General features: G+C 49.0%; 23 protein-coding genes and 3 tRNA genes. 8 read left to right on the top strand and 18 right to left on the bottom strand.

All coding sequences use genetic code 11. From position 1 onward, the window contains the following. Positions 1 to 10: 10 nt before the first annotated feature. The 3 genes from deoA to L0B52_RS08710 are packed head-to-tail and all read right to left on the bottom strand — an operon-like array spanning position 11 to position 3,483. Positions 11 to 1,360 carry a thymidine phosphorylase gene (gene deoA, locus L0B52_RS08720; RefSeq protein ID WP_235064336.1) on the bottom strand — a complete coding sequence of 450 codons (1,350 nt, stop codon included), beginning with the start codon at positions 1,358 to 1,360 and terminating at the stop codon, positions 11 to 13. A gap of 9 nt (positions 1,361 to 1,369) precedes the next feature. Continuing rightward, complete coding sequence (gene deoC / locus L0B52_RS08715) at positions 1,370 to 2,113, bottom strand: deoxyribose-phosphate aldolase (RefSeq protein ID WP_235064335.1); 744 nt, start codon at positions 2,111 to 2,113, stop codon at positions 1,370 to 1,372. A 38-nt stretch (positions 2,114 to 2,151) separates the two neighbouring features. Beyond that, the gene (locus L0B52_RS08710; protein ID WP_235064334.1) at positions 2,152 to 3,483 is read right to left on the bottom strand and encodes a NupC/NupG family nucleoside CNT transporter; all 1,332 of its coding nucleotides are present in this window, start codon (positions 3,481 to 3,483) and stop codon (positions 2,152 to 2,154) included. Between the two features lie 82 nt (positions 3,484 to 3,565). On the opposite strand from L0B52_RS08710, the gene cdd reads away from it, so the two are divergent. Genes cdd through L0B52_RS08695 form a run of 3 tightly spaced genes read left to right on the top strand, consistent with a single transcriptional unit; the run spans position 3,566 to position 5,483 of the window. Beyond that, positions 3,566 to 4,393, top strand: a complete 828-nt coding sequence (cdd, locus tag L0B52_RS08705; RefSeq protein WP_235064333.1) for a cytidine deaminase — start codon at positions 3,566 to 3,568, stop codon at positions 4,391 to 4,393. After that, complete coding sequence (locus L0B52_RS08700; RefSeq protein ID WP_235064332.1) at positions 4,390 to 4,653, top strand: hypothetical protein; 264 nt, start codon at positions 4,390 to 4,392, stop codon at positions 4,651 to 4,653. Before cdd ends, L0B52_RS08700 begins: the two co-directional genes overlap by 4 nt. Before the next feature lie 8 nt (positions 4,654 to 4,661). After that, on the top strand, positions 4,662 to 5,483 hold the full coding sequence (locus L0B52_RS08695; protein WP_235064331.1) for a pyruvate, water dikinase regulatory protein: 822 nt from the start codon (positions 4,662 to 4,664) through the stop codon (positions 5,481 to 5,483). Positions 5,484 to 5,504: 21 nt separating this feature from the next. On the opposite strand, the gene L0B52_RS08690 is transcribed toward L0B52_RS08695, so the two are convergent. After that, positions 5,505 to 8,213, bottom strand: a complete 2,709-nt coding sequence (locus L0B52_RS08690; protein ID WP_235064330.1) for a copper-translocating P-type ATPase — start codon at positions 8,211 to 8,213, stop codon at positions 5,505 to 5,507. Positions 8,214 to 8,317: 104 nt separating this feature from the next. Between L0B52_RS08690 and cueR the strand changes: the two genes are divergently transcribed. Both cueR and L0B52_RS08680 read left to right on the top strand, forming a co-directional pair. Beyond that, a complete protein-coding gene (gene cueR / locus L0B52_RS08685; RefSeq protein WP_235064329.1) occupies positions 8,318 to 8,716 on the top strand; it encodes a Cu(I)-responsive transcriptional regulator in 399 nt (132 codons plus the stop codon). Positions 8,717 to 8,771: 55 nt separating this feature from the next. Further along, positions 8,772 to 9,461 (top strand): hypothetical protein, encoded by a 690-nt coding sequence (locus tag L0B52_RS08680; protein ID WP_235064328.1) that lies wholly within the window; start codon positions 8,772 to 8,774, stop codon positions 9,459 to 9,461. 18 nt (positions 9,462 to 9,479) lie between these two features. Here the strand turns inward: L0B52_RS08680 and L0B52_RS08675 are convergent, their stop codons facing one another. From L0B52_RS08675 to L0B52_RS08620, 12 genes are all read right to left on the bottom strand, one after another. After that, positions 9,480 to 10,466: an alpha/beta fold hydrolase gene (locus tag L0B52_RS08675; protein ID WP_235064327.1), complete on the bottom strand. Its 987-nt coding sequence runs from the start codon at positions 10,464 to 10,466 to the stop codon at positions 9,480 to 9,482. 89 nt (positions 10,467 to 10,555) lie between these two features. Further along, entirely contained in the window at positions 10,556 to 11,515 is a 960-nt protein-coding gene (locus L0B52_RS08670; RefSeq protein ID WP_235064326.1) for a KamA family radical SAM protein, read from the bottom strand. Positions 11,516 to 11,517: 2 nt separating this feature from the next. Further along, positions 11,518 to 12,957, bottom strand: a complete 1,440-nt coding sequence (locus L0B52_RS08665) for a hypothetical protein (RefSeq protein WP_235064325.1) — start codon at positions 12,955 to 12,957, stop codon at positions 11,518 to 11,520. Next, complete coding sequence (locus L0B52_RS08660) at positions 12,954 to 13,868, bottom strand: hypothetical protein (RefSeq protein WP_235064324.1); 915 nt, start codon at positions 13,866 to 13,868, stop codon at positions 12,954 to 12,956. Before L0B52_RS08660 ends, L0B52_RS08665 begins: the two co-directional genes overlap by 4 nt. Beyond that, on the bottom strand, positions 13,868 to 14,581 hold the full coding sequence (locus L0B52_RS08655) for a DUF3108 domain-containing protein (protein WP_235064323.1): 714 nt from the start codon (positions 14,579 to 14,581) through the stop codon (positions 13,868 to 13,870). The genes L0B52_RS08660 and L0B52_RS08655 overlap by 1 nt, the downstream gene beginning before the upstream one ends. After that, positions 14,550 to 15,182, bottom strand: coding sequence for a uracil phosphoribosyltransferase (gene upp, locus L0B52_RS08650; protein WP_235064322.1), 633 nt, complete (start codon positions 15,180 to 15,182; stop codon positions 14,550 to 14,552). Before upp ends, L0B52_RS08655 begins: the two co-directional genes overlap by 32 nt. Then, positions 15,179 to 15,982 (bottom strand): indole-3-glycerol phosphate synthase TrpC, encoded by an 804-nt coding sequence (gene trpC, locus L0B52_RS08645; RefSeq protein WP_235064321.1) that lies wholly within the window; start codon positions 15,980 to 15,982, stop codon positions 15,179 to 15,181. The genes upp and trpC overlap by 4 nt, the downstream gene beginning before the upstream one ends. A gap of 3 nt (positions 15,983 to 15,985) precedes the next feature. Next, complete coding sequence (trpD, locus tag L0B52_RS08640; protein ID WP_235064320.1) at positions 15,986 to 17,011, bottom strand: anthranilate phosphoribosyltransferase; 1,026 nt, start codon at positions 17,009 to 17,011, stop codon at positions 15,986 to 15,988. Position 17,012: 1 nt separating this feature from the next. Next, positions 17,013 to 17,588: a pseudouridine synthase gene (locus L0B52_RS08635; RefSeq protein ID WP_235064319.1), complete on the bottom strand. Its 576-nt coding sequence runs from the start codon at positions 17,586 to 17,588 to the stop codon at positions 17,013 to 17,015. Beyond that, the gene (locus tag L0B52_RS08630) at positions 17,575 to 18,324 is read right to left on the bottom strand and encodes a ThiF family adenylyltransferase (RefSeq protein WP_235064318.1); all 750 of its coding nucleotides are present in this window, start codon (positions 18,322 to 18,324) and stop codon (positions 17,575 to 17,577) included. The genes L0B52_RS08635 and L0B52_RS08630 overlap by 14 nt, the downstream gene beginning before the upstream one ends. 15 nt (positions 18,325 to 18,339) lie before the next feature. Beyond that, on the bottom strand, positions 18,340 to 19,092 hold the full coding sequence (locus L0B52_RS08625; RefSeq protein WP_235064317.1) for a TatD family hydrolase: 753 nt from the start codon (positions 19,090 to 19,092) through the stop codon (positions 18,340 to 18,342). Positions 19,093 to 19,152: 60 nt separating this feature from the next. After that, the gene (locus L0B52_RS08620) at positions 19,153 to 19,926 is read right to left on the bottom strand and encodes a methyltransferase domain-containing protein (RefSeq protein WP_235064316.1); all 774 of its coding nucleotides are present in this window, start codon (positions 19,924 to 19,926) and stop codon (positions 19,153 to 19,155) included. Between the two features lie 131 nt (positions 19,927 to 20,057). On the opposite strand from L0B52_RS08620, the gene L0B52_RS08615 reads away from it, so the two are divergent. Continuing rightward, positions 20,058 to 20,142 (top strand) — tRNA-Leu (locus L0B52_RS08615). A gap of 66 nt (positions 20,143 to 20,208) precedes the next feature. After that, a complete protein-coding gene (tig, locus tag L0B52_RS08610; RefSeq protein WP_235064315.1) occupies positions 20,209 to 21,528 on the top strand; it encodes a trigger factor in 1,320 nt (439 codons plus the stop codon). Positions 21,529 to 21,803: 275 nt separating this feature from the next. On the opposite strand, the gene L0B52_RS08605 is transcribed toward tig, so the two are convergent. Both L0B52_RS08605 and L0B52_RS08600 read right to left on the bottom strand, forming a co-directional pair. Then, positions 21,804 to 21,890: transfer RNA gene (locus L0B52_RS08605), tRNA-Leu, on the bottom strand. 7 nt (positions 21,891 to 21,897) lie between these two features. Continuing rightward, positions 21,898 to 21,973: transfer RNA gene (locus L0B52_RS08600), tRNA-Thr, on the bottom strand. A 97-nt stretch (positions 21,974 to 22,070) separates the two neighbouring features. Between L0B52_RS08600 and ttcA the strand changes: the two genes are divergently transcribed. Further along, positions 22,071 to 22,982, top strand: a complete 912-nt coding sequence (gene ttcA / locus L0B52_RS08595) for a tRNA 2-thiocytidine(32) synthetase TtcA (RefSeq protein ID WP_235064314.1) — start codon at positions 22,071 to 22,073, stop codon at positions 22,980 to 22,982. The last annotated feature ends 50 nt before the right edge of the window (positions 22,983 to 23,032 follow it).

Below are 23,032 nucleotides of genomic sequence, written 5' to 3'. Positions count from 1 at the left end.
TTAGTCGTGGTTAGGTGTAAGAAGGTGAATCATCATAGCTCACGGTTTCATAAACCGTTTCGCGCTCTTGCGGAATATCTTCGCTGATCTGAATGGCTGCCAGATAATCTTCGGCCGCGCGATCCCACGATTCTTCACTCTCTGCATGGATTGTGACGAGTGGTGTCTGACTGTCCACGCGACTACCTAACGGCAAAATCTCATCAAACCCTACGCGGTGATTGATTTTATCGGCTGCTAAACGACGCCCACCACCGAGATTGATTACCGCCACGCCAACGGCGCGCGTATCAACGTGGTTAATCACCCCGGTTTGTGGCGCAATCAATGGTTTGATAATTGCCGCACGCACTAAATGATTTTTATAAGTGTTACAAAAATCATCCGGCCCACCCTGGGCTATCACCATATGATCAAAGCGTTCTGCTGCCTTACCGTTATCGAGCACCGTTTGTAGCGAGTGCTCGGCTTCTTCGCGCGTGCTCGCCAAGCCGCTACTGACCAACAACTCAGCACTCAACGCCATGGTGATCGCTTTCAAGCGTGGATTAACCTGTTCGTTACGCAAAAAGCGCACCGCTTCAGCAACTTCAACCGCATTACCAGCGCTCGAGGCAAGCACTTCGTTCATATCCGTCAGTAATGCTGTGGTACGACAGCCGGCTTTATTCGCCACATCAACAATCGACTGCGCTAAGGCTTGTGATTGCTCGTAAGTTGGCATAAAAGCGCCATTACCTACTTTCACATCCATCACCAGGCTGTCTAAGCCTTCCGCGAGTTTTTTCGACAAAATGGAGGCAGTAATCAAGGCAACCGATTCGACAGTCGCGGTAATATCGCGGGTGGCATAAAAACGGCGATCGGCGGGTGCTAAATTACCGGTCTGTCCGATAATCGCACAGCCGACATTCTTCACGATATGACGTAACTGATCAGGCGATGGATACATATTAAACCCGGGAATCGATTCAAGCTTATCGAGCGTCCCACCGGTATGGCCTAAACCACGCCCGGAAATCATCGGCACATAACCACCACAAGCCGCAATCATCGGCGCCATCATCAATGACACCACATCGCCAACCCCACCGGTGGAATGTTTATCAACCACGGGTCCGTTTAACTTCGCAGCAGACCAATTCAGCGTATCGCCACTATCGCGCATCGCCAGCGTTAACGCTGTGCGCTCATCGAGGTTTAGATCGTTGAAAAATACCGCCATCGCCAGCGCAGCAATCTGCCCTTCGCTGACCGATTCATCGGTTATGCCTTGCACGAAAAAAGCGATTTCTTCGTCGCTTAACGTGGCGCCATCACGCTTAGAGCGAATAATTTCTTGAGCAAGAAAGCGAGCCATAAACCCTCCTTAAACCTGGTCCAATAAATCGTCGAGTAACGACGACGCACCAAAACGAAAATGCGCTGCACTCAGCCAGTCTTTGCCTAAGTGATCGATGATTAAATCAAGATAGGCATCAGCATCAGCTTTAGAACGCACGCCACCAGAAACTTTAATCCCAACGTGATCGGCAACGCCTTTAGCACTGATCGTCTCAACCAATAAATCGACTGCTTCGACAGTCGCACCGGTGGCAATTTTACCGGTTGAGGTTTTCAGAAAGTCCGCCCCAGCGTCAACAGCAATCCCTGCGGCAAGTAAAATAAATTTTTCACTTTCTAACGCGCCGGTTTCCAGGATGACCTTCACCAGCGCACCGCGTTGATGGGTTAATTCACACACTGCTTTAAGCAGCGCAGCTGGGCTCTCTTCATCGCCATCGATTAACGCTTGATAAGGGATCACCACATCAATCTCAGTCGCACCATCATCAAGCGCGCGCTTGGTTTGAGCAAGCACCGTGGCCTGATCGTCATTACCCTGCGGGAAATTAACTACTGTCGCCAGCTCAATATCTGTAGCGCCAAATTCTGCGAGTGCTTCACGCGCACAGCTCACCCACTGCGGATACACACACACCGCAGCCACATGACCGTGTGCCGTCACCGCTTTTTTGCATAAAGCACGAGTGCTGCTTTCATTGTCACTGTCATTCAGCGAGGTTAAATCGAGTAAGGGAATAATGTCTTTTGCTGCTACTGTGTTCATCATTTATATCCAAAAATGTATTAAATACCATTTTAACATTATTAACCCACGCCAAGTGCAGCAGCGCCACCAAGGCCGATAAACAAACCGGCAATTGTCGCGCTCATTAAATTCGATAGCGTACCAGCAATTAACGCATACACGCCGAGGCGCGCCACATCGCTACGACGCGAAGGCGCCATAATCGACAAACCGCCGACCAAAATCGCAATCGAGCTCAAGTTGGCAAACCCGCACAGGGCGAACGATAAAATAGCGGTGGTTTTTGCGCTTAAGGTCCCTGCCAACTCACCACTCAAATACGGCTGTAATTGCGCATAAGCAAAGAACTCATTGATCGCGAGTTTTTGCCCGAGGAAGGTTCCGGCAACTTGTGCATCCGCCCACGGGGTACCAATGATCCACGCCACCGGGGCAAAGATCCAGCCAAAGAGTTGATCAAGCGACAAGCCTTCCACACCAAACCAATTGCCGACCCCGCCGATCATGCCGTTGATTAACGCAATCAGCCCAATAAAGGCCAGCAGCATCGCACCAACATTCATCGCGATATACATCCCGGTAGTTGCGCCATTAGCGGCCGCATCAATCACATTCGCTGGCGCGTCTTCATCATCAGCAGCAAAAGTCTTCACCATGTGTTCGTTACTTTCTGGTGTCTCGGTTTCTGGGATTAATAATTTCGCAAATAATAAACCACCAGGCGCGGCCATAAACGACGCAGCGATCAAATAAGGCAGCGGCACCCCCATACCGGCATAGCCCGCGAGCACTGAACCAGCCACTGACGCTAAACCGCCACACATCACCGCGAACAACTCTGATTGGGTCATATTTTTAATAAAAGGCTTCACCACCAATGGCGCTTCGGTTTGCCCAACAAAGATGTTTGCCGCTGCTGACATCGATTCAGCACGTGAGGTGCCGAGTAATTTTTGCAAGGCACCACCAAGCATACGAATAAACCTCTGCATGATGCCCAAATAATAGAGCACAGCAATGAGCGACGAGAAAAAGATAATCAGCGGTAATACATTGAGCGCAAAAATAAAGCCGGTGCTGGCGATCGAGCCATCAGGGTCAGCAACAAATTTGCCGTCAACAAAGGTCCCGACATTAAACGAACCCAATAAATTCCCAAACAGAAAGTTCATCCCTTCACGACCGTAGTTAATCACATTACCAATCGCATCAGAGGCCGTGAGTAATGCTTGTTGCCCCCAGGGTACGTATAAAATCAGTCCGCCGATTAAGAATTGCAGGGCAAACGCCAAACCCACCGTACGCAAGCGAATGGCGCCACGGTTTTTTGACAACACCACGGCCACAAGAATCAAGACAGCCATGCCCAAAAAGCTCACCACAATACCCATAAGATAACCTTTCCAACATTTAAGAACATGGGCAGTTTATGACATAATAGCGAATTAAGGCAATTATCTTACGGATTACCCTATGCCCTCAGCGCAGTACGACACATTTATCCCCAATCACATCATCGAAACCATTTGTCAAGATCGCGACATTAACCCGATAACCTACGCACTCTCGTTACTCGATCAGTTGAAAGCTTACGCTGTTGTGCCTGTCTCACAATTTCAAGTGGCCGCCATTGCCATCGATGACGCGGGCCATTTTTATGTTGGCGTCAATCAAGAATACGCCGGTGCTGCGATGGCACAAACCGTTCACGCCGAACAAAGCGCGATCAGCCACGCTTGGATGCGTGGGGCGACGCGTATCGCGCATGTGGTGGTTAACTACCCACCCTGTGGTCATTGTCGACAATTTATGAACGAATTACGCGATGCTGATCGCCTACACGTTCACCTACCCAGCCGACAGAACACCCCATTCCCTGAATTACTCCCACAAGATTTCTCACCCGCTGATTTAGGGATGAAAACCCGCTTACTCGATCAACAACGCATACCCCTAACAGGGAATGTCAATTCGCTTCCCCCACTCAGTCAAGCGGCCATCGACGCTGCCGAACACAGTTACGCACCGTATAGTGGCGCCTATGCAGGGGTCGCGTTAGCGCTTAAATCTGGCGAAATCATCAGTGGGCGATACGCCGAAAACGCCGCGTATAACCCAAGCCTACCGCCGCTACAAGCCGCGCTGAACTTATTGCATTTACGTGGACTTGGCATCGATGAGGTCGCTGAAGGCGTATTAGCACATATCCCAAACCACGGACATGCCGCACACAGTAAAGCACTGTGGCAGGCGATCAGCAAGGCTCCTTTACACATTCTGGATGTAACAGACCCATCATGAATACTTTTCTTATCTTCCTGGCATTAACCCTTTTCTGCGGCGCTATCTTATGGTTTAGCCAATATTGGAAAAAACGGCAGGTACGCTTGCAGCAATGGCGCCTCGCACGCACCAACGCGGTACTTGAATTTGAAGATTCGCTCTATCACCTCGAGCTAGCCTACCTAAAAGGCGAAATAAATGAGAACACCTACCAAGATAAAAAGACCCATCTTGAAGTTACCCTCAACGATTTCCTCAAACAAACCGCACATCCATAGGAATCAAAATGCCACAAACCCGCCACGCTTTTTTCTTATCTGATCGTACTGGGATCACCGCAGAGAGTATGGGGGAGGCGTTGCTCAGCCAGTTCGACAGTCAATCGTTTATCCGCAGTGTGCATCCGTTTATTGATTCGCCGGAAAAAGCACATGAAATGGTCGGTTATATCAACGAAGCGGCAGAACACAGCCTGTTACGGCCGTTGGTATTTTCCAGTATCGCTAACGATTCAATCCATGCAATTATCACCGACAGCGCAGGACTGCATTTAAGCTTTTTTGCCGCGTTTATTAATGATTTAGAAAAAGAATTAGGCACCGTGGCCAAGCGCAGCCCGGGCCATATCCATGGTATTAACGATACCGAACGCTATGATGCGCGCATGGAAGCGGTTAACTTCTCACTCAACCACGACGATGGGATCAGCGATAAAAACTTAAAAGACGCTGATGTAATTTTGATGGGCGTATCGCGCAGCGGCAAAACCCCCACTTGTTTGTACCTCGCACTGCAATACGGGATTCGCGCTGCCAACTATCCGCTCACCCCAGAGGATTTAGAGCAATTCGGCCTGCCGCGCATGCTCAAACCTTTTAAGAACAAACTCTATGGGCTGACGATCGATCCAGAGCGCTTACACCACATTCGCTCTGAACGGCTTCCGGATTCTGACTATGCCAGTCTCAGTAATTGTCAGCGGGAAGTACGCGATGCCGAGCGTTTAATGCGCCAACACCGCATCGCCCACACCAACACCACCCATAAATCGGTTGAAGAGCTCGCGGCAAACATCATCCAGAATAATCGTCTCAAGCGGCGCTCATAACGCAGTTTACGTGAATCAGTCTTATTGTTTATCCGCCATTGGCGAGCGAAATAGGCGCAAACGGTTAGCGTTGCTCACCACCGTAATCGACGATAACGCCATCGCGCCTCCAGCGATGACCGGGCTTAATAACACCCCAAGCAATGGATAAAGCACCCCAGCGGCAATCGGAATCCCTAAGCTGTTATAAATGAATGCACCAAATAGGTTGCCCTTCATATTACGCAGGGTTGCACGTGAGAGCGCGAGCGCATCGACCACGCCCACCACGCTGTGGCGCATTAAGGTAAATTGTGCGCTTTCAATTGCCACATCATTGCCACCACCCATTGCCATCCCGACTTCTGCTTGGGCAAGCGCTGGTCCATCATTAATCCCATCACCAACCATCGCCACCGAGTGCCCTTCTGCTTGCAGGCGTTTAATCACCTGCGCTTTACCCTCAGGCAAAACACCAGCGATCACTTCATCAATCCCCAGCTGCTTGGCAATCGCTTGCGCAGTAGCTTCGATATCACCACTAAGCATCACCACCCGCAGACCCATATCATGCAGCACGTGAACAGCACGTGTAGAATCCTCACGTAACGGATCATTAATCCCGATCACACCCAATAACGCGCCACCTCGCGCCACATACACCGGCGTTTGTCCAAGGGAGGACATCTCCTTGACGCGCTCTTGCAGTTTTTCAACATCCACTCCGACCTGCATCATCATCGCCGCATTGCCTAAGGCAACCACCTCACCATCAAGCATCGCTTGAATGCCTTTGCCAGACTCAGCTTGAAATGCCTCAATGCTCGCTAACGCCAAGCCTTCATCTTCGGCAGCGTTGATAATCGCTTGTGCAAAAGGATGTTCTGAAGCTTGTTCTAAACTGGCAGCGAGCGCAAGTAAGGCTTGTGTGTCACCATTTGTTGCAGTTTGTGTAACCACTTGCGGGCTACCCACAGTAAGCGTGCCGGTTTTATCGAGCACTACGGTATCGATAGAGGCGCCGAGTTGTAGTGCTGCTGCATCACGAACCAACACCCCAAGATCAGCCGCGCGCCCAACGCCAATCGTCACCGACAGTGGGGTTGCTAAACCCAGTGCACAAGGACAGGCAATAATCAACACGCTCACCGCACTAATCAAGGCGTACATCATCTTCGGCTCTGGTCCCCACAGCCACCACGCAACAGCAGTCAGCAAAGCAATAACCATCACCAACGGCACAAACACTGCCGAGATTCTATCGGCTAAATGCGCCAGTGCCGGTTTAGAGGTTTGCGCTTGACGCACCAAGCTAATAATGCGCGCCAAAGTGGTTTCGCTACCAATATGTGTCGCGCGAAAGACCAGCGTCCCACTTTGATTGATTGTGCCAGCGTAAACATCATCACCGATCTCTTTAGCAACGGCTATCGGCTCACCGGTTAACATCGACTCATCAAGATAGCTCTGCCCTTCGCAAACCTCACCATCAACGGCCACTTTCATTCCGGGTTTTAAACGCAGCATCATGCCTGCTGTAACAGAAGATAATGGCACTTCTTTTTCACCACCATGGTCAATCACCAGCGCGGTTTGTGGTTGCAAATCCATCAAACGATCAAGCGCTCTTGACGTATGTGAGCGGGCACGGCTTTCAATCGCATGCCCGAGCGTCACCAATCCTAGAATCATCGCTGTCGCTTCAAAATACACATGCCGCGCACCTTCAGGAAACCCATCTGGAGCAATCACGACTGCCATCGAATACAACCAGGCCGCGCCTGTACCCAAAGCAATCAAGCTATCCATCGTGGCCCGACTATGCTTGAGCGCTTGCCAGGCACCAATAAAATAATGCCGTCCTACGGTCATTAACAATAATAGGGTTAGGCCACCAATCATACCCCACACCCATTGTTGAGTAGGGCTATTAACAACCATAGAGCCTCCAAATATACCCCAAAGCATCAATGGAGCACCCAGTGATAAGGCGAGCCACGCACCGCGTTTATCACGAGCGTACTGAATCGTTTGTTTCTCTTGTAAACGCTGGCGACGGGTTTGCGCATCATCACTATGCTCAGCACCATAACCTGCTTCTTTTACGGCTTCCTCGACTGCTTGAGTCGAAAAATCACCACTAACGGCTGCGCTGCGCTCGGCTAAATTCACCCGCACATCACTAACCCCTGATACACCTGCAATCGCCTTTTCAACTGATGACACACAGCTCGCACACGTCATACCGTCTAAAAGAAAATATTGATAGCGATCATCTTTAAGCAACGGCACATCCGATGACGCTGAGGCAGCAACACTCTGGAAATCACTTTCCGATCCCTCCATTTGCCCGTCTTGGGCGATCGTTGCTTCATAGCCCAACGATTCAATAAGTGTAATCATCACTGCAGGTTCTGACGATGTTTCTACGCTTAAATGCGTGGTATCAGCTGTATAAGTAATAACATCATCACGCGCAGAAAGCGCTTCCTCAACCTTAGCCACACAGCGTCCACACGACAATCCCTCAAGGTTAAAGTGATACTGTTTAGACTCAGCAACCCAATACCCTAAACCTTCGATCACCGCGACCACGGCCTCGCGCGTCACCGAACCGCTCACACTCACGCGTATTTTACTCACTTGCACATCATGGGCATCTGATAAAGCTTCTAAGCCTTCACGTAATTTGCGCACGCATTTACCGCAGCTAAGCCCACTGACAGCTAATGTTATGGTCGGTTGAGTCATCGGTTTCCTCGACAGTCGATAAAATCGGTTAAGCAAATATCACTCACTGGTTTGCTTGAGTGTTGTAGGATAAACCTTCCTGTTATGTCAAGGTCAAGCGAACAATGAATATTAAAGAAGTCAGTCAGCACAGTGGTTTAAGCGCTAAGACCATCCGCTATTATGAAGCACAAGGTATCATCACACCACCTGCTCGCAGTGCAAATAACTACCGTGAATACGCAGAAAACCATATTAATGAGCTGATTATCATCAAGCGCGCGAAAATGGTTGGTTTTAGCTTGGCTGAAGCGAGTGAGTTATTAGTGCTTTCCTCTGATCCCAAGCGGTGTAGCGCAGCAGTAAAAGCAAAAACTGAGCTAAAAATTGCTGAAATTGACGCGCAAATTGCTGAACTTAATGCGATGCGCCACACATTGAACGCACTCAGCACACAATGCCCTGGTGATAACAAACCCGACTGCCCTATTTTGGAAGCGCTGCAAAGCGATAATGGATTGTAAAGTTAAACCAACCTCGTACAATAGGCGCAACGTATTGCCTTGTTAGGATCAGTCAATGAACACCATAGAGCTATTGGGTAAAAAAGCTTTATCTGTCGCATTCGCCCACGATTATTACGCCTGGGCTGAAGAACAATTAAAATATGAGCACAACAGCCTCGCCTTACAGCGCCTTGCTGATGAATGGACCATACAGCAATTAAGTGCTGATGAGATTGAGGATTTTTTCCAACAGGCACTCAATGATTTAGCCAAGTCTGAACCCGGCGAACGCCAAGTGTTATTCGATTATGCTGAATATCTGTGCACGCAAATACTCGATAATAAGCTGATGCCGAAAGCCGGCATATCGTTGCTTGAAGATTTTGTTTCCTTGCGCGATCGCTATCCACTGTTTTCAGTATGGTCATTTTTGTGTATTGATATTTGGTCGCCCCATACTGAGGATCAAATCTACGTCAATACCGGCCTCACTTCAGAAAATAGCGATGCGTATATTCGCGACATATGCCGACAATTTATCACCCTGCTACACACCGACTTACCTGAAGATTTTTTCACTAAACGCCTGTGTGTGGAATGCCTGAATCGATACGCACCACCGACTGCGGAAAAATACAGCGAAGAAGAGGCGCGACCAAATGCCGCACAATGCCCGCATTGCCAAAGCGAACAGACGTTCAGTATGAATGATTACCTTGGACGTAAACACCACCTTGAACACACCGCAGCAATAGCACATTGAGCGTCATCATTAAGCGATTCAACGCTTATCGAGTTCTTGCGCCTCTTGTAGATGCTGAGTAAACAACGCTGCGAGCTGATCAACCAGCGCTTGCGGGATATCATGCCCCATCCCTTCGATTAACACCAAGCGTGCTTGAGGGATCGCGCGCTCAAGGTTTTTACCATGAGAAGGTGGGATTAGACGGTCTTCACGACCATGCACGACCAGCGTGGGTTGTTTTATATGCGTATTCAATTTACGCAGTGAACCGGTTGCGAGCACCGCCATCATATGTCGCGTGCTGCCTTGTGGGTAGTATTTACGCTGATGCAATAATTGCACACGCCTTTGGGCTTCTTCGGCATCATAATGCGCTCCTGCTAAACGTTCGATCGTTGCCAAAGTATGCGCCATCGCGGCATCATGATCTTTTTTATCCGGTGCGCGCGCTAACATCGAGAGCATCTGTTTGTAATGAGGCAGGCGTGACCAGGCTTGATTGTTGCTGCTAGAAAGTAACCCCAAACTCAATACTTGCTGCGGATAGTTAGCCGCTAAAATTTGCCCAATCATACCGCCCATCGACATACCAATCACATGGCAACGCGTAATGTTGAGTACGGCAAGCAGTTGATGCACATCTTCAGCCATATCGTATAAATCGTAAGGCACATCTTGTTGTGATAAGCCCAGTTTAAATCCTGCGGCTAAGCGCAACTGTCGAGATAGGCGCTGATTACGCTCGGTGAGTGTTTTTTTGTGTTTGTATTTACTCGATTTGCCGCTATCGCGATGATCAAAACGCAATACCTGAAACCCTGCATCAATCAACGCCTGACAAAAATCGTTCGGCCAAACGAGCATTTGTGCGCCTAAGCCCATGATCAGCAACACACACGGCGCATCAGGATCGCCGCCGATTTCCACGGCAAATTTATATTTTGGCGTGCGCACCTTTAGCGCCTGCATAAAGGGTGCGTATTTAGACGGTTTGCGGTTTTTTATGCCAGGTGTTTTGCCCATCGTAAACATACTTAAGAAAAACCTTATTGTCACAACCGATTGTGTCAGCGGTATGACAGCATTTGGTGTTACGTTGAGCCATAAGGTGGTTAGAAAATACCGGCCAGTTTCAGTTGTGCGCGTTGACTAGCGGTGAGATCAGTGACCGGAACTTTACCGCCACCGCCCGGGATTTCTACAATATAACGCGGCACCGCAATCCCTGACAGGGTTGCACGTAACGCACGATAAAGCGTCAACCCCTCATCAAGGCTCAGACGAAAATGCTGTGTGCCACGCGCCAAATCGAGATGGTGTAAGTAATACGGCATCACCCCAACATCGAGTAAACCATTAAACAACGCCGCCAAACTCTCGAGATCGACATTAACCCCACGTAGCAACACAGTCTGTGAGCACAGCATCACATCCGCCGCACGTAAAGCGTTGATTACCCGCACCGCTTCTTCGCTCAATTCATTGATGTGATTAATATGCAACACCACAACCACACGCGGCGTTAACCATCCCAATAATTCGAGTAAATCAGTATTCACACGCTGCGGATCAACCACAGGAATACGTGTATGGATGCGAACCCGGCGAATATGGCCGATGGTATTGAGCGGTTCTAAGAATTTACGCAATTGCGCAAGCGGCAGGTGAAGCGGATCACCACCGCTTAAAATGACTTCTTCAATCCCCGTATCGGCAGCAATATAGGCAAGCGTGGCTTCACGCTCTTCCCGCGTTAATGCATGGCCTTTGCGGCCGATATGTTCTTTGCGAAAACAAAAGCGACAATAGACCGCACAAGTTGGCGCCATCGTCCATAACACCCGGTTTGGATAACGATGCACCAATCCATTCAGTGGTGAATGCGCTTCATCACCAATTGGGTCGCTCAATTCAGTTTCACATACATTGAGTTCGCGAACATCCGGCATAAACTGCGCCGCTAGTGGGTCTTGCGTTGGATCAGCGTTGTGCATTTGTGTGCGCATCGTTGATGTGACTGCACTTTGATACTGCGCGAGTACCGCATTAAGTTTTGCCTGCTTATCACTCATGCTTACGGTGCGCGATCAGAGAGCGTTAGTACGTAGACGGTATCACCACGTTGGTTACGAAAAACCGTTTGGGTGCTAAGGCGGTCAATAATCGCTGCTGGTTGTTGTTTACGGCCAACTTGATAGAGCAATACATCACCATGGGCAAAATCTGCTGGTAAACGGTCTTGATTGATTCGCACATACTGCGCACTTTGCCCGGCAATTGGCGACTCACCGACATAAAACAGCGACGCATAATGATTGCTCCAAATCTTCCCTGGAGCATTATCCGCTGCCCATAACCCAGCATCACGTAAATAATCCTGCGAGGGACCAAACTGGATAATACTCGCGATCGCATAAGCAACCAACAACCACACAGTGAGTAGTCGGTGTTGTGGCGCGATACGTTGTGCGCGCCAGCGTTGGTAGAGATGAAAAACTGCTGACGCGCTCATCCACAAGATGAGCATGGTAATCGGTGTGTAGAGCAAATCGTTGTGTAAATGCCCAAGATAAAGCAGTGACAACGCGCCAACCAGTGCAGCAAACCCAAGGTTATAAGCAAAAAATAGCCAGACGCGACCAGGAAGCACTGCACTATAGCGGTGGCGCATCGCAAACCACACCACCAACAAAATCAAAAAACCGGCGTTTTTTAGCGCATTAATCACCACCAACACTAAAGCAATCACAAATGCGTCATAGCCAGCCAAATCAAAGCCACGATCGCCGCTGATAAACAGCGATATATCCGACATCGCGCGCTCAATACGTTGTGTCATTTCTTGAAATTGCAGGAACACTTGCTGATGAATCAGCGGGACGAGCATAATCAATAGCGCTGCGAGCAGATAATACACAATCAAAAATTTACCGCGCTCAATCCCACGTTGCCACCAACGACCCGTACCTGGCCAAAACAGAAAACACAGTGGTAAACCCAAGACCCAAAGCCAGGTCCAAGGCTCAATCAATGCCGCGATCCATAAACACGCCGCCCACAATAAAAAGGCGCGATAAAGGTGGTGCTGATAGTAGCGTAAGAACCAATAAATGCTTAGCGTCCACAGCACAATCACGATCTGCATCATGCTGATATCTAAGCGGACGCTCTTAAATTCCGGGTTAAAATTGAGCAGCAAAAAGAGAAAAAATGTGGTTGTAATCCCTAAGCCAATTTGTAGCGCAACCCGAGTAAATAGCCATAATGAGAGGGTTGATAAGCTATTGGCAAATAAAAACCCCAACCACGTTTTGACATTCGGCGACCAGCTTTGTGGTAATGCACGGTAGAGTTGTTGCAAGGCCGGTAATTCAAAGGTCTGCCCATGACTGAACCACACTAGCAAGCCGGTGATAAATGCCAGCGACGCAACAATGATTTGCAGGGATTTCGAATTCTCTAAGGGTCGCCAAGCAAGGATTTGCTGACCCCACTGATGCAAAAACTGGCTCACTTACGCCGCACCATAAAATCATCTTTAACCCGCCCCTTAAAATGCAAGAGTCTTGCGAGCTCTTCGGCAAGGACATTCGGTGCGTAGTTTTTTTCCACATAACGCATGGATTTCTCGACCAGTAGCGCCATCACATCAGGATCACTGCCTTCACGCATCAAGGTTTGCACCTCCTCAAGATTATCAGCCACCAAACAGCCTGAGCGAAATATCCAACGCTCATTCGATGTGTGAATAAAACTTTTCGGCACAACCACCACACTACCCTTCACCAACGCTTCAATAAGCAGGTGTTCGCGCAGCATGGCTTCAGCGTAAATCAATAGAATATCGCCGTAGTTGACTTCATTACGGATATAACGACGTAGCTGAGCTTCTTCATGGCAGGATTGATAAACAAAGTGGTTACTTTGCGCAAACAAACGTGCTTTATGCTTACCCGGCATACGCCCTAGCGCGTGGCACACCGCACCTTGCGTGTTGGTTTTTATCGGTTGGCGTTCTTGGAACACCACCGGACGCACGCGATAGGCATCAATACCTAGCGAGGTGTAATAACGAAAAGAGTCTTTATCGCAACCAATCCAGCGCGCCCAAGGATATTGCTGAAAAAAGCGCTGAGTTTCTTCAAGCACCACCTCAGGTTCATACTGCATACTCAACAGGACAAAATGCTCAATATCGCTAAATTGTTCGAGCCAAATATGCGCTTGTTCGTGACTTGAGCTAAAAAAGATCACATGGTCGTAGGTGGGTTCGCGACGCAAAATCCTGATGCGGCGTTGCTCATCCTTCACCGCATCGCTATTAAGCTCGATATGATCACACGTTCCGACTAAGCTTCGAAATGATGCTAAGAAAACGCCGAAGTAGCGCGGAACCAGGTCAACACTCACCAATAAAACTTTCATTAGAGTGCGCGATAATCAATCAATTTAAGATGAAAACGCGGTTTATCGTCCTTGATTTGCGTGAGTTTAACCAAACGCAATGGGTTATCCGCAAAATAAATCTGGGTTTGTCGGTTACCGCTGACTTGGCGAAACACCCGCACATCAATCACCGCACCAGAAGGATCTTCCCATTTCTCATGTGGCATTTCTTCAACACTATAGCTACGAACTTTATCTTCGCTAACCAAAACATACTTTGCAGCCAACTGATTGTTTTCATCATCAAGCAGGCTTTGAATGACCAGTGAGAGGGTATCTAGCGGATGACTGCCCTCGTCGTATTTCAAAATGGTTTCTTCGTTACCAATTTGCGCAGCGATTTCATGGCGGTTGGGACGAAAATCATACACCAACCGGTATTCGGCATCACCTTCCATACTGCGTTGGTAGCGCTGGGGCTGTATTTTCCCATTATTTAGCAACCCTTTAACCGATTCCCTAATCACCCCAAAACCCAGCATTTTAGCCGCCAATGAGGGCTTAGCCACCGTATCAATACGGTAGGTATTATCGGTCAAGATGACGTCGTGGCGCATTTGGCCCGCACCAACGCCGCGCACCGACACATCATACATTGCACTGTAGTTCCCGAGCGCAAACCCGGCACTACTCAAACAACACAACAAAGCTGTTAGTAGTTTATAGCGTCCCATACAATCGATCTCCCGCATCCCCCAATCCTGGGCGAATATACGCATGATTATCCAGTTCCCGGTCGACAGCCGCAGTATAAATCGGCACATCCGGATGCGCTTTTACCAGCGCATCAATCCCTTCTGGCGCGGCCAACAGACAAATAAAGCGAATGTCTTTTGCACCTAAGGATTTAACTTGCGAAATACTCTCAATCGCCGAAAATCCCGTGGCTAACATGGGATCAACCACTAAGGTAATACGCTCACCCATCGCTTTGGGCAGCTTGCAATAATAAGCGCGGGGACGATGGGTTTCTTCATCGCGTTCCATCCCCACATAGCCCACTTTCGCGGCTGGCAATAATTTAAGCACCCCATCGAGCAAACCATTACCTGCGCGCAAAATACTGATAATACAGGTTTTGCGCCCATGTAAATCTTTACTGGTCATTTTCTCTAATGGCGTATCAATTGTGCAATCTTTGAGCGGAAAATCGCGCGAGGCTTCATAGCCAAGCAATAAGCCGATTTCACTCGCTACCGCACGAAATTCCATGGTGGTGGTCTCTTTACGACGTAAGGTAGTCAGTTTGTGTTGTACTAATGGGTGATCGATAATGTGTACCGATGAATTCATGGGGCCGCTCCGGTTAATAAATGGTTTAATTCTGTGCCAGGATGGTCGTGCTCCATCAATGCACTACCAACAAGGTAGGCATAAATCCCGGCGTTTTTCAGGCGAATAATATCTTGATTGGTGCTAATACCGCTCTCGCTAATCATAAATAGATGCTCAGGCAAGTGCGCAGCCAGCTCAATCGAGGTGTTTAAATCAACGCTAAAATCGTGCAAATTACGGTTATTTACGCCAATACAATCAATGGGCAGAGCAAGCGCACGATCAAATTCTTCCCGATTATGAACCTCTACCAGCACATCCATCCCTAAATCATGCGCAATCCGGGTGTAATCATGGAGCTGCGCGTCGTCTAAAATACTTGCGATTAACAACACACAATCTGCCTCAAGCGCGCGTGACTCGATGATCTGGTATTCATCAATCATAAAATCTTTGCGCAAAATAGGCACCTGCACCGCTTCATGGATGCGCCGTAAGTAGTCATCATTGCCTTGGAAAAACCGCTCATCAGTGAGCACTGACAAACAACAGGCGCCATTTTGAACATAGCCTGTGGCGATTTCAAGTGGTTCGAAATATTTAGCGATCACCCCGCGACTCGGCGAGGCTTTTTTGACTTCAGCAATCACCGCACATTCGGTTTGTGTTATTTGCTGGCGTAGGACGTTCATAAAGCCACGTGGCAATTCTTTAAACGCACCGATCATCTCACACAAATACGACTGACTACGCACGCTTTTACGTGCCGCCACTTCTTCGCGTTTTACCGCAACAATTTCCTGTAAAATACTCGTCATAGCTCACACTCCTTTGTGTGCAGTAAACGAAACAATCTCCGCTAATTTTTGTGCCGCCAGCCCTTGGTCAAGAACGCTATAGGCCAATGCCACACCTTCTGCCAAATCGACAACTTTACCCGCCACATAAAAAATCGCCGCAGCATTGAGTGCGAGCATATCACGCCCCACTTTGGGTCCACCACCAGCAAAAATCGCATTAATCAGTGCTAAAGATTCTTGAGCACTCCCCACCTCAATCTCACGGTGATGGTCGTGCGCCATATTGAGCGCGAGTGGTGAAACTTCATATTCTTTAATCGAACCATCGGCGCATAATTCGGCAACATCGTTACGGTGGGTCACGCTGAATTCATCGAGGCCATTATGTGAATGCACCACCAACACGCGTTTTGCCCCTAGTGCACGGCTGACTTCTGCCATCGGACGCAGCCACGCTTTCGAAAAAACGCCCAATACCTGGTGTTTCACCCCGGCCGGATTAGACAGCGGCCCTAAAACATTAAACACTGTCCGTACACCAAGCGCACGCCGCACCGGCACAACATGGCGCATCGCCTGATGATAAGCTTGAGCAAACATAAAACCAAAACCGGTTTCGCGCACGCACGCCGCCACATCTTCAGGGGCAATATCCAAAACAACGCCGGCTTCGCGCAACACATCTGCACTTCCTGAAGCGCTACTCGCAGCGATATTGCCATGCTTGGCAATTTTCACTCCACCAGCTGCAGCAATAATCGCACTCGCCGTTGAGACATTAAATAGATTGGCACCATCACCACCCGTACCAACCGGATCAACCAGTATTTCCGAACCATCTATATCGATGGTTTTCGCCAATTCGCGCATGACTTTAGCAGCAGCACTCACTTCAGCAACGGTTTCGCCTTTTGCCGTCAATGCAATCAGAAATGCGCCTACCGCTGCCGGATCAGCTTCACCCGTCATCATCTGTGAGACTGCTGCCTGCATCATCTCTGGCGGCACATCTTTTCGTTCAACAAGCAAAGCCAGCGCATCTTTCATGCTAAACCCCATCGATATATTTATACGTCCCTAATGATAATGCACCCAAGTGGGTACTGCCAACTTGAATGCGCACTAATCGTAAAGTTGGATAGCCTACTGCGGCCGTCATCCGTCGCACTTGTCGGTTGCGCCCCTCACGAATGGTAATCGCCAACCACGCCGTCGGGATATCTTTACGAAAGCGTACCGGCGGATCACGCGGCCATAATGTCGGTTCGGCAATCAAACGTACTTGCGCCGGCAAGGTCATGCCATCTTTGAGCAATACGCCTTTTCTCAACTGATCGAGCGCTGCCTCATCGGGTTCACGCTCAACCTGCACCCAATACGTTTTTGCCAATTTAAATTGTGGATCGGCGATACGCGCCTGCAGCCCACCATCATCGGTGAGAACAACCAGGCCTTCACTATCGCGATCAAGCCGCCCAGCCGGATAGACACCTGGCACATCGACATAATCCTTTAATGTCGCACGTCCTTGCCCATCAGAAAACTGACAGAGCACCCCATAAGGTTTGTTGACCACCAACAGCTTTTTACCAGACTTAGGCCTGAGCAGCTTAACTTTGCTCATGATTATCTGGTTCCGCAAGTGCATGCAAAATATGCCCAGCCATCATCAAGCCAAACAGGCCGGGCATGTAAGAGACCGTGCCGTTGACCGCACGCGCACGCCCCGGTTCTGCACCAGCAATCGGTTGGTGTGGTAACGGTTGGCGACGGGGCTCGTCAGAAAACACTACAGGATAGCGCAAATTCGCACCTAATAATTTTAATGATTTACGCAACTCACGCGCGAGCGGACATCCGCTGGTTTGATTGAGCGTTTTGATTTTCGCTTGCCGCACATCGACACGATTGCCTGCACCCATTGCAGATATCACCGAAATCTCTCGGCGTTGCGCCGCATCAACCAATGCCGCTTTACACGCGATTGAATCAATACAATCCGCGAGAAAATCTATCTGCCCTAAAGGCTCGAGTAACCGGTCAGAGCCATCAGCGCGCAAAAATTCCTGTAAAACAACCAGCTTAATCTCCGGGTTAATATCGCGCAGCCGCGCTGTCATCACTTCGGTTTTGCGCATCCCGAGGGTGCTATTGAGCGCTAACAATTGACGGTTCAGGTTCGACGGGGAGATCACATCATGATCAAGCAGGATCATTTTACCGATACCACCTCTTGCTAACGCTTCAGCACAGTAACCACCAACGCCACCAAGCCCTGCGACCATCACCGTTGACTCACGCAGCCGCTCGAGCGCTTCGGTGCCTAAAACTATTTCAGTACGTGCTTGTGCGGTTGGCATAGTGCTTCCTTTTTATTATGAGTTAAAAAAATGTTGCGCATTGTCTGTTGTTGCTTGAGCAATTGTTTGTGGGTCAACACCGCGCAGTTCAGCGAGCGTTGCGCAAACGCTCACCACATTGGCTGGTTCATTGCGTTCACCCTGTTTGCCACAGAGTGGTTGATCTGGCGCATCGGTTTCGAGTAGTAAACGATCCAGTGGCGCTTGAGAGATTTGACGGCGCAAACGTCGTGCACGTGAATACGTGAGTGTGCCGCCAACGCCAATCATCCCACCTAGATCAAAAATGCGCGCCAGCTGCTGATCCGAGCCGCTAAAGGCATGGATAACAAAACGCACGCCTTGATAACCCGCCAAAATTTGAATAACTTGTTCAAGCGCTGCGTGTGCGTGAATAATCAACGACAATGCTAAACCCTGTGCAAGCGTAATTTGCGCACGAAAATAATCTTCCTGCTGCGACAGATTATCAAATCGCCCATCCAAACCGACTTCCCCAATTGCGACTGCTGAATGTGACTCCAGCCAGGCAGCGAGCGCGTCAATATCGCTACGCTGATGCTGATCAGTAAAAACCGGATGTAAGCCATACGCCGGCCACACGCCATAATCTTCCTGCATCCTCGCCACAGCTGACCAATTATGCTGCGCCACAGCAGGCACCACCATCTGCGTTACACCAGCGGCATTCGCACGCGCAAACACCACGTCACGATCTTCATCGAAGATCGCAAAATCAAGGTGGCAGTGGCTATCAATTAGAGTCATAGGTGAATCATCAGGTTCGGCGAGCGCAAGGCGCACAGTATAAGCAGGCCATAACCAAGGTCAAGAGTGCTTAGCGTGGCATTCATGGATATAACGCGCGACCGGTAAGTAGCAAGCCTGCTGTGACATCGTTAATTCATGCGCAATGATGTCATCTAACGGTTGACGCTCACGATCACGCGGTTTCATATAATCATAAAAACATCGCACCCCAGAAATGCATTGCGCATCAGCAAACCCTAAAGACTCGAGCCAATGCACCACTTCCGTCTGTTTGCGTGGATACTTTGGCGTCAGTTTAGCGGCGTTAGCTGAGTGCAAACCATCAGCGAGATACTCAAAATTCGCAAAGACGTGCTGGATAAAATTCAGCGCATCATAGTTGTAATACATTAAGGACAACACACCATCGTCGGCTAATGCGCGATAGCATTGCGCAAGTAATCCCGCACCATCGCTCACCCATTCGAGCACCGCATGACAACACACCACATCAAAATCAAGCTGCTCTGGGTAAGTATCAGCATTGAGCGCATCGCCACGGCGCACAGTGAGCTGCTCACTAACCCCGGCTGCTTCTGCCATCGTTCTTGCTTCGCTTAATAATTCTTCAGAGCTGTCAATCAGGGTGACTTCATGGCCTGCGCTTAAAAACCACAACGCCATATGCCCCGCGCCGCCACCAATATCGAGCACCCGTAAACGCCGATCGCCATCACGCAAAGCCGCAAGGTCGCGTTGCAACACGGCCAGGCGGATCTGCCCCTTAGCACGGGTATAGATGTTCTTTAAAAAATGCGAGCCAATACGGTCAAAATGGGCAGGATGCGACATAGGCCAACTTCGGGGTTAAAAAGACTTAGTATAATTGATGTCTGCGGTGGGCAAAAATGGGGTTGATTTTTTAAAACACGCTATAACTTGCCAGCGGCCAAGCTTTGTGCTTTAATACGCGCCCTGAATTTGCGAGAGTGGCGGAATTGGTAGACGCGCTGGATTTAGGTTCCAGTGGGGCAACCCGTGAGAGTTCGAGTCTCTCCTTTCGCACCATATATGCGCCTCAGGGCGCTTTTTTTTTGACAGACAGGCGAAACCTGAAATTATACTGAGGAAATTATGCAATCATCGGTAGAACATACAGAAGGACTAAAGCACAAGCTGACGGTTGAAGTCCCAGCAGAACGAGTAAACGAAGCGGTTGATAAGCGTTTGAAAGAGCTGCGTCCGCGTGTACGACTTGACGGCTTCCGTCCGGGTAAAGTCCCACCCCAGGTTATTAAGCAAAAATATGGCGCTAGCGTTCGTCAGGAAGTGCTCAGCGAAGTCATTGAATCGGCTTACCGCGATGCGATGAAAGACAGTGAGCATGCGCCTGTTGCCCCACCAGAAATCAACGTCGTTTCTGGATTTGCCGCCAACGAGCCTGTGAAATTTGAAGCGTTGTTTGAGGTTATGCCAGAAGTCAGCGTCAACGGCCTTGATGCACTCGATATCACTTTGCCACAAAGCGAAGTCCAAGACAGCGATATTGATGAAATGTTGCTGACCTTGCGTCGTCAGCAAGCAACCTTCAACGAAAAAACCGCAGGCGCTGAAGATAGCGACCGTGTGACCATTGATTTTGTTGGCAAGCTTGACGGTGAAGCCTTTGATGGCGGCAGCGGCGAGGACGTCAAAGTCACTATCGGCAGCGGACAAATGCTCCCGGATTTTGAGGAAGGCTTAAAAGGCGCGAAAGCAGGCGAAGAAGTTTCTTTTGATGTGAACTTCCCTGAAGACTACCAAAGCGAAGATTTAGCAGGTAAAACCACACAGTTCACCGCGAATGTTAAAAACGTCGAACAAATGGTTCTCCCTGAAGTCGATGAAGCCTTTATCAAGAACTTTGGCATTGATGCGAAAGATCAAGAAACCTTCACCAAAGAAGTACGCAAAAATATGGCGCGTGAGTTGGAAAATGCCCTACGTCGTATTAAGCGCGAGCGTATGTTCGATGCTATCTTAGAGCAAAACGGTGAGCAAGAAGTTGCTGAAGGCCAAGTGCAGCAAGAAATCGAACAAATGGCGCGCAACATGAACCTTGAGCAGCAAATTCCAGACGCTGAACAGCGCAACAAACTCGCACAACAAGTCTTTGATGCGCCTGCGCGTCGTCGCGTTCGCTTAGGTCTATTGCTCGGTAAACTGTTTGAAGAGCGCAAGGTTGAGCTTGACCAAGCACGTGTCGATGAGCGTTTAGACGCGATCGCGAGCACCTATGAAGATCCACAGGAAGTTCGTGATTATTATGCGAACAACCAGCAGGCGAAAGTCAGCTTAGAATCTGCTGTTTTGGAAGAACAACTCGTTGACGAGCTTTATGAACAAGCTAAAGTCAGCTATGAAGATAAAACCTTCCAAGAAGTGATGGCAATTAACCAACAGTTACAACACTGATTAATCACCATCCACAGAGCCCTCAGTATGAACTGGGGGCTTTTTTTATGCCTAGCGAAAAATATGACAAGCGCCAACTTTGTTTGGCCAACAGAAGCGTCGTATTGAGACATCACGCAATATGATATCCAGTAGGGGATAAATAAATTTGGGGTGTTGTTTAACTGATGATCGCCAGAATGACGTCTAAGAAACAAGATCTACGCCTCAGGTGTCCCTTACTGCTTATCTTGTTTTGGAATTTATATATAATACAGTTAGTTATATTGTTTTTATGGTGCCCAGAAGAAGACTCGAACTTCCACAACCGTGAGGTTACTAGCACCTGAAGCTAGCGCGTCTACCAATTCCGCCATCTGGGCTAAAAAATGGAGCCGGAGACAGGAGTTGAACCCGCGACCCACTGATTACAAGTCAGTTGCTCTACCAACTGAGCTACTCCGGCTTTGTCTTGAAACAAGAGCGGCTATTCTAGCCAAATTCACGTCGCTGTCAAGCAATGCGCGTAATTTTTTCTTTGCGCCACAGTCAATCTTGATAAGATGCGCGCCACAGCATTTTTATTGAGGCATACCATGAGCGTTACCCTACGCAAATTACAAAAACGTTTACGCAAATATACTGGCCAAGCGATCGAAGATTACCGCATGATCGAAGACGGCGATCGGGTGATGGTTTGCTTATCTGGTGGTAAAGACTCTTACGCGATGCTCGATTTGTTATTGTCCTTACAGCGCAGCGCACCGGTTGATTTTTCGCTCACCGCAGTCAACCTCGATCAAAAACAACCCGGCTTCCCCGAGCATATCCTGCCCGAGTATTTAGAATCAATCGGTGTGGATTATCACATCATCGAAAGCGACACCTATTCTGTGGTCACCGATAAAATCGAGCCAGGAAACACCATGTGTTCATTATGCTCGCGTCTGCGCCGTGGCCACCTATATTCGTATGCTAAAGCGCATGGTATGACCAAAATCGCCCTCGGCCACCACCGCTTTGACATTATGGAAACGTTTTTTCTCAACCTATTTCATGGCGGGCAACTCAAAGCAATGCCACCGAAACTACAAAGCGACGATGGCGAACATATTGTCATCCGCCCGCTTGCCTATTGCGATGAGCGCGATATCGCCAAATACGCTGAATGGAAGCAATTTCCGATCATCCCTTGTAACTTGTGTGGTTCACAAGATGGCTTGCAGCGCCAAGTGGTGAAAGAGATGCTGCTTAGCTGGGAACAATCACACCCTCAACGACTCAACAGCCTGTTTGCTGCGCTGTGTAACGTGCGCCCATCACACCTGCTTGATCGCACGCTTTATGATTTTGCCAATTTGGGTAGTGATGGAACAGATGTTTCATGGCTGGTTAGTGAGCCTCGTGAGCCGGTAAACACCCCGACAAAGTCACAAGAACAACCCCTTATTTTTCACCCTCAAACAAATAATTAGCAAATAATGTTCACGAACACTTGACGACACCGCATGAAATACGCATAATG

Origin of the sequence: Suttonella sp. R2A3, from assembly GCF_021513215.1 — a bacterium.
Taxonomy (GTDB): domain Bacteria; phylum Pseudomonadota; class Gammaproteobacteria; order Cardiobacteriales; family Cardiobacteriaceae; genus JAHUUI01.
This window is presented reverse-complemented; position numbering and strand designations above follow the sequence as displayed.

Bases quoted from the DNA above. Each gene is read 5' to 3' on its own strand.
- deoA (WP_235064336.1), bottom strand. From the start codon at position 1,360: ATGGCTCGCTTTCTTGCTCAAGAAATTATTCGCTCTAAGCGTGATGGC.
- deoC (WP_235064335.1), bottom strand. From the start codon at position 2,113: ATGATGAACACAGTAGCAGCAAAAGACATTATTCCCTTACTCGATTTA.
- L0B52_RS08710 (WP_235064334.1), bottom strand. From the start codon at position 3,483: ATGGGTATTGTGGTGAGCTTTTTGGGCATGGCTGTCTTGATTCTTGTG.
- cdd (WP_235064333.1), top strand. From the start codon at position 3,566: ATGCCCTCAGCGCAGTACGACACATTTATCCCCAATCACATCATCGAA.
- L0B52_RS08700 (WP_235064332.1), top strand. From the start codon at position 4,390: ATGAATACTTTTCTTATCTTCCTGGCATTAACCCTTTTCTGCGGCGCT.
- L0B52_RS08695 (WP_235064331.1), top strand. From the start codon at position 4,662: ATGCCACAAACCCGCCACGCTTTTTTCTTATCTGATCGTACTGGGATC.
- L0B52_RS08690 (WP_235064330.1), bottom strand. From the start codon at position 8,213: ATGACTCAACCGACCATAACATTAGCTGTCAGTGGGCTTAGCTGCGGT.
- cueR (WP_235064329.1), top strand. From the start codon at position 8,318: ATGAATATTAAAGAAGTCAGTCAGCACAGTGGTTTAAGCGCTAAGACC.
- L0B52_RS08680 (WP_235064328.1), top strand. From the start codon at position 8,772: ATGAACACCATAGAGCTATTGGGTAAAAAAGCTTTATCTGTCGCATTC.
- L0B52_RS08675 (WP_235064327.1), bottom strand. From the start codon at position 10,466: ATGGGCAAAACACCTGGCATAAAAAACCGCAAACCGTCTAAATACGCA.
- L0B52_RS08670 (WP_235064326.1), bottom strand. From the start codon at position 11,515: ATGAGTGATAAGCAGGCAAAACTTAATGCGGTACTCGCGCAGTATCAA.
- L0B52_RS08660 (WP_235064324.1), bottom strand. From the start codon at position 13,868: ATGAAAGTTTTATTGGTGAGTGTTGACCTGGTTCCGCGCTACTTCGGC.
- L0B52_RS08655 (WP_235064323.1), bottom strand. From the start codon at position 14,581: ATGCGGGAGATCGATTGTATGGGACGCTATAAACTACTAACAGCTTTG.
- upp (WP_235064322.1), bottom strand. From the start codon at position 15,182: ATGAATTCATCGGTACACATTATCGATCACCCATTAGTACAACACAAA.
- trpC (WP_235064321.1), bottom strand. From the start codon at position 15,982: ATGACGAGTATTTTACAGGAAATTGTTGCGGTAAAACGCGAAGAAGTG.
- trpD (WP_235064320.1), bottom strand. From the start codon at position 17,011: ATGAAAGATGCGCTGGCTTTGCTTGTTGAACGAAAAGATGTGCCGCCA.
- L0B52_RS08635 (WP_235064319.1), bottom strand. From the start codon at position 17,588: ATGAGCAAAGTTAAGCTGCTCAGGCCTAAGTCTGGTAAAAAGCTGTTG.
- L0B52_RS08630 (WP_235064318.1), bottom strand. From the start codon at position 18,324: ATGCCAACCGCACAAGCACGTACTGAAATAGTTTTAGGCACCGAAGCG.
- L0B52_RS08625 (WP_235064317.1), bottom strand. From the start codon at position 19,092: ATGACTCTAATTGATAGCCACTGCCACCTTGATTTTGCGATCTTCGAT.
- L0B52_RS08620 (WP_235064316.1), bottom strand. From the start codon at position 19,926: ATGTCGCATCCTGCCCATTTTGACCGTATTGGCTCGCATTTTTTAAAG.
- tig (WP_235064315.1), top strand. From the start codon at position 20,209: ATGCAATCATCGGTAGAACATACAGAAGGACTAAAGCACAAGCTGACG.
- ttcA (WP_235064314.1), top strand. From the start codon at position 22,071: ATGCGCGCCACAGCATTTTTATTGAGGCATACCATGAGCGTTACCCTA.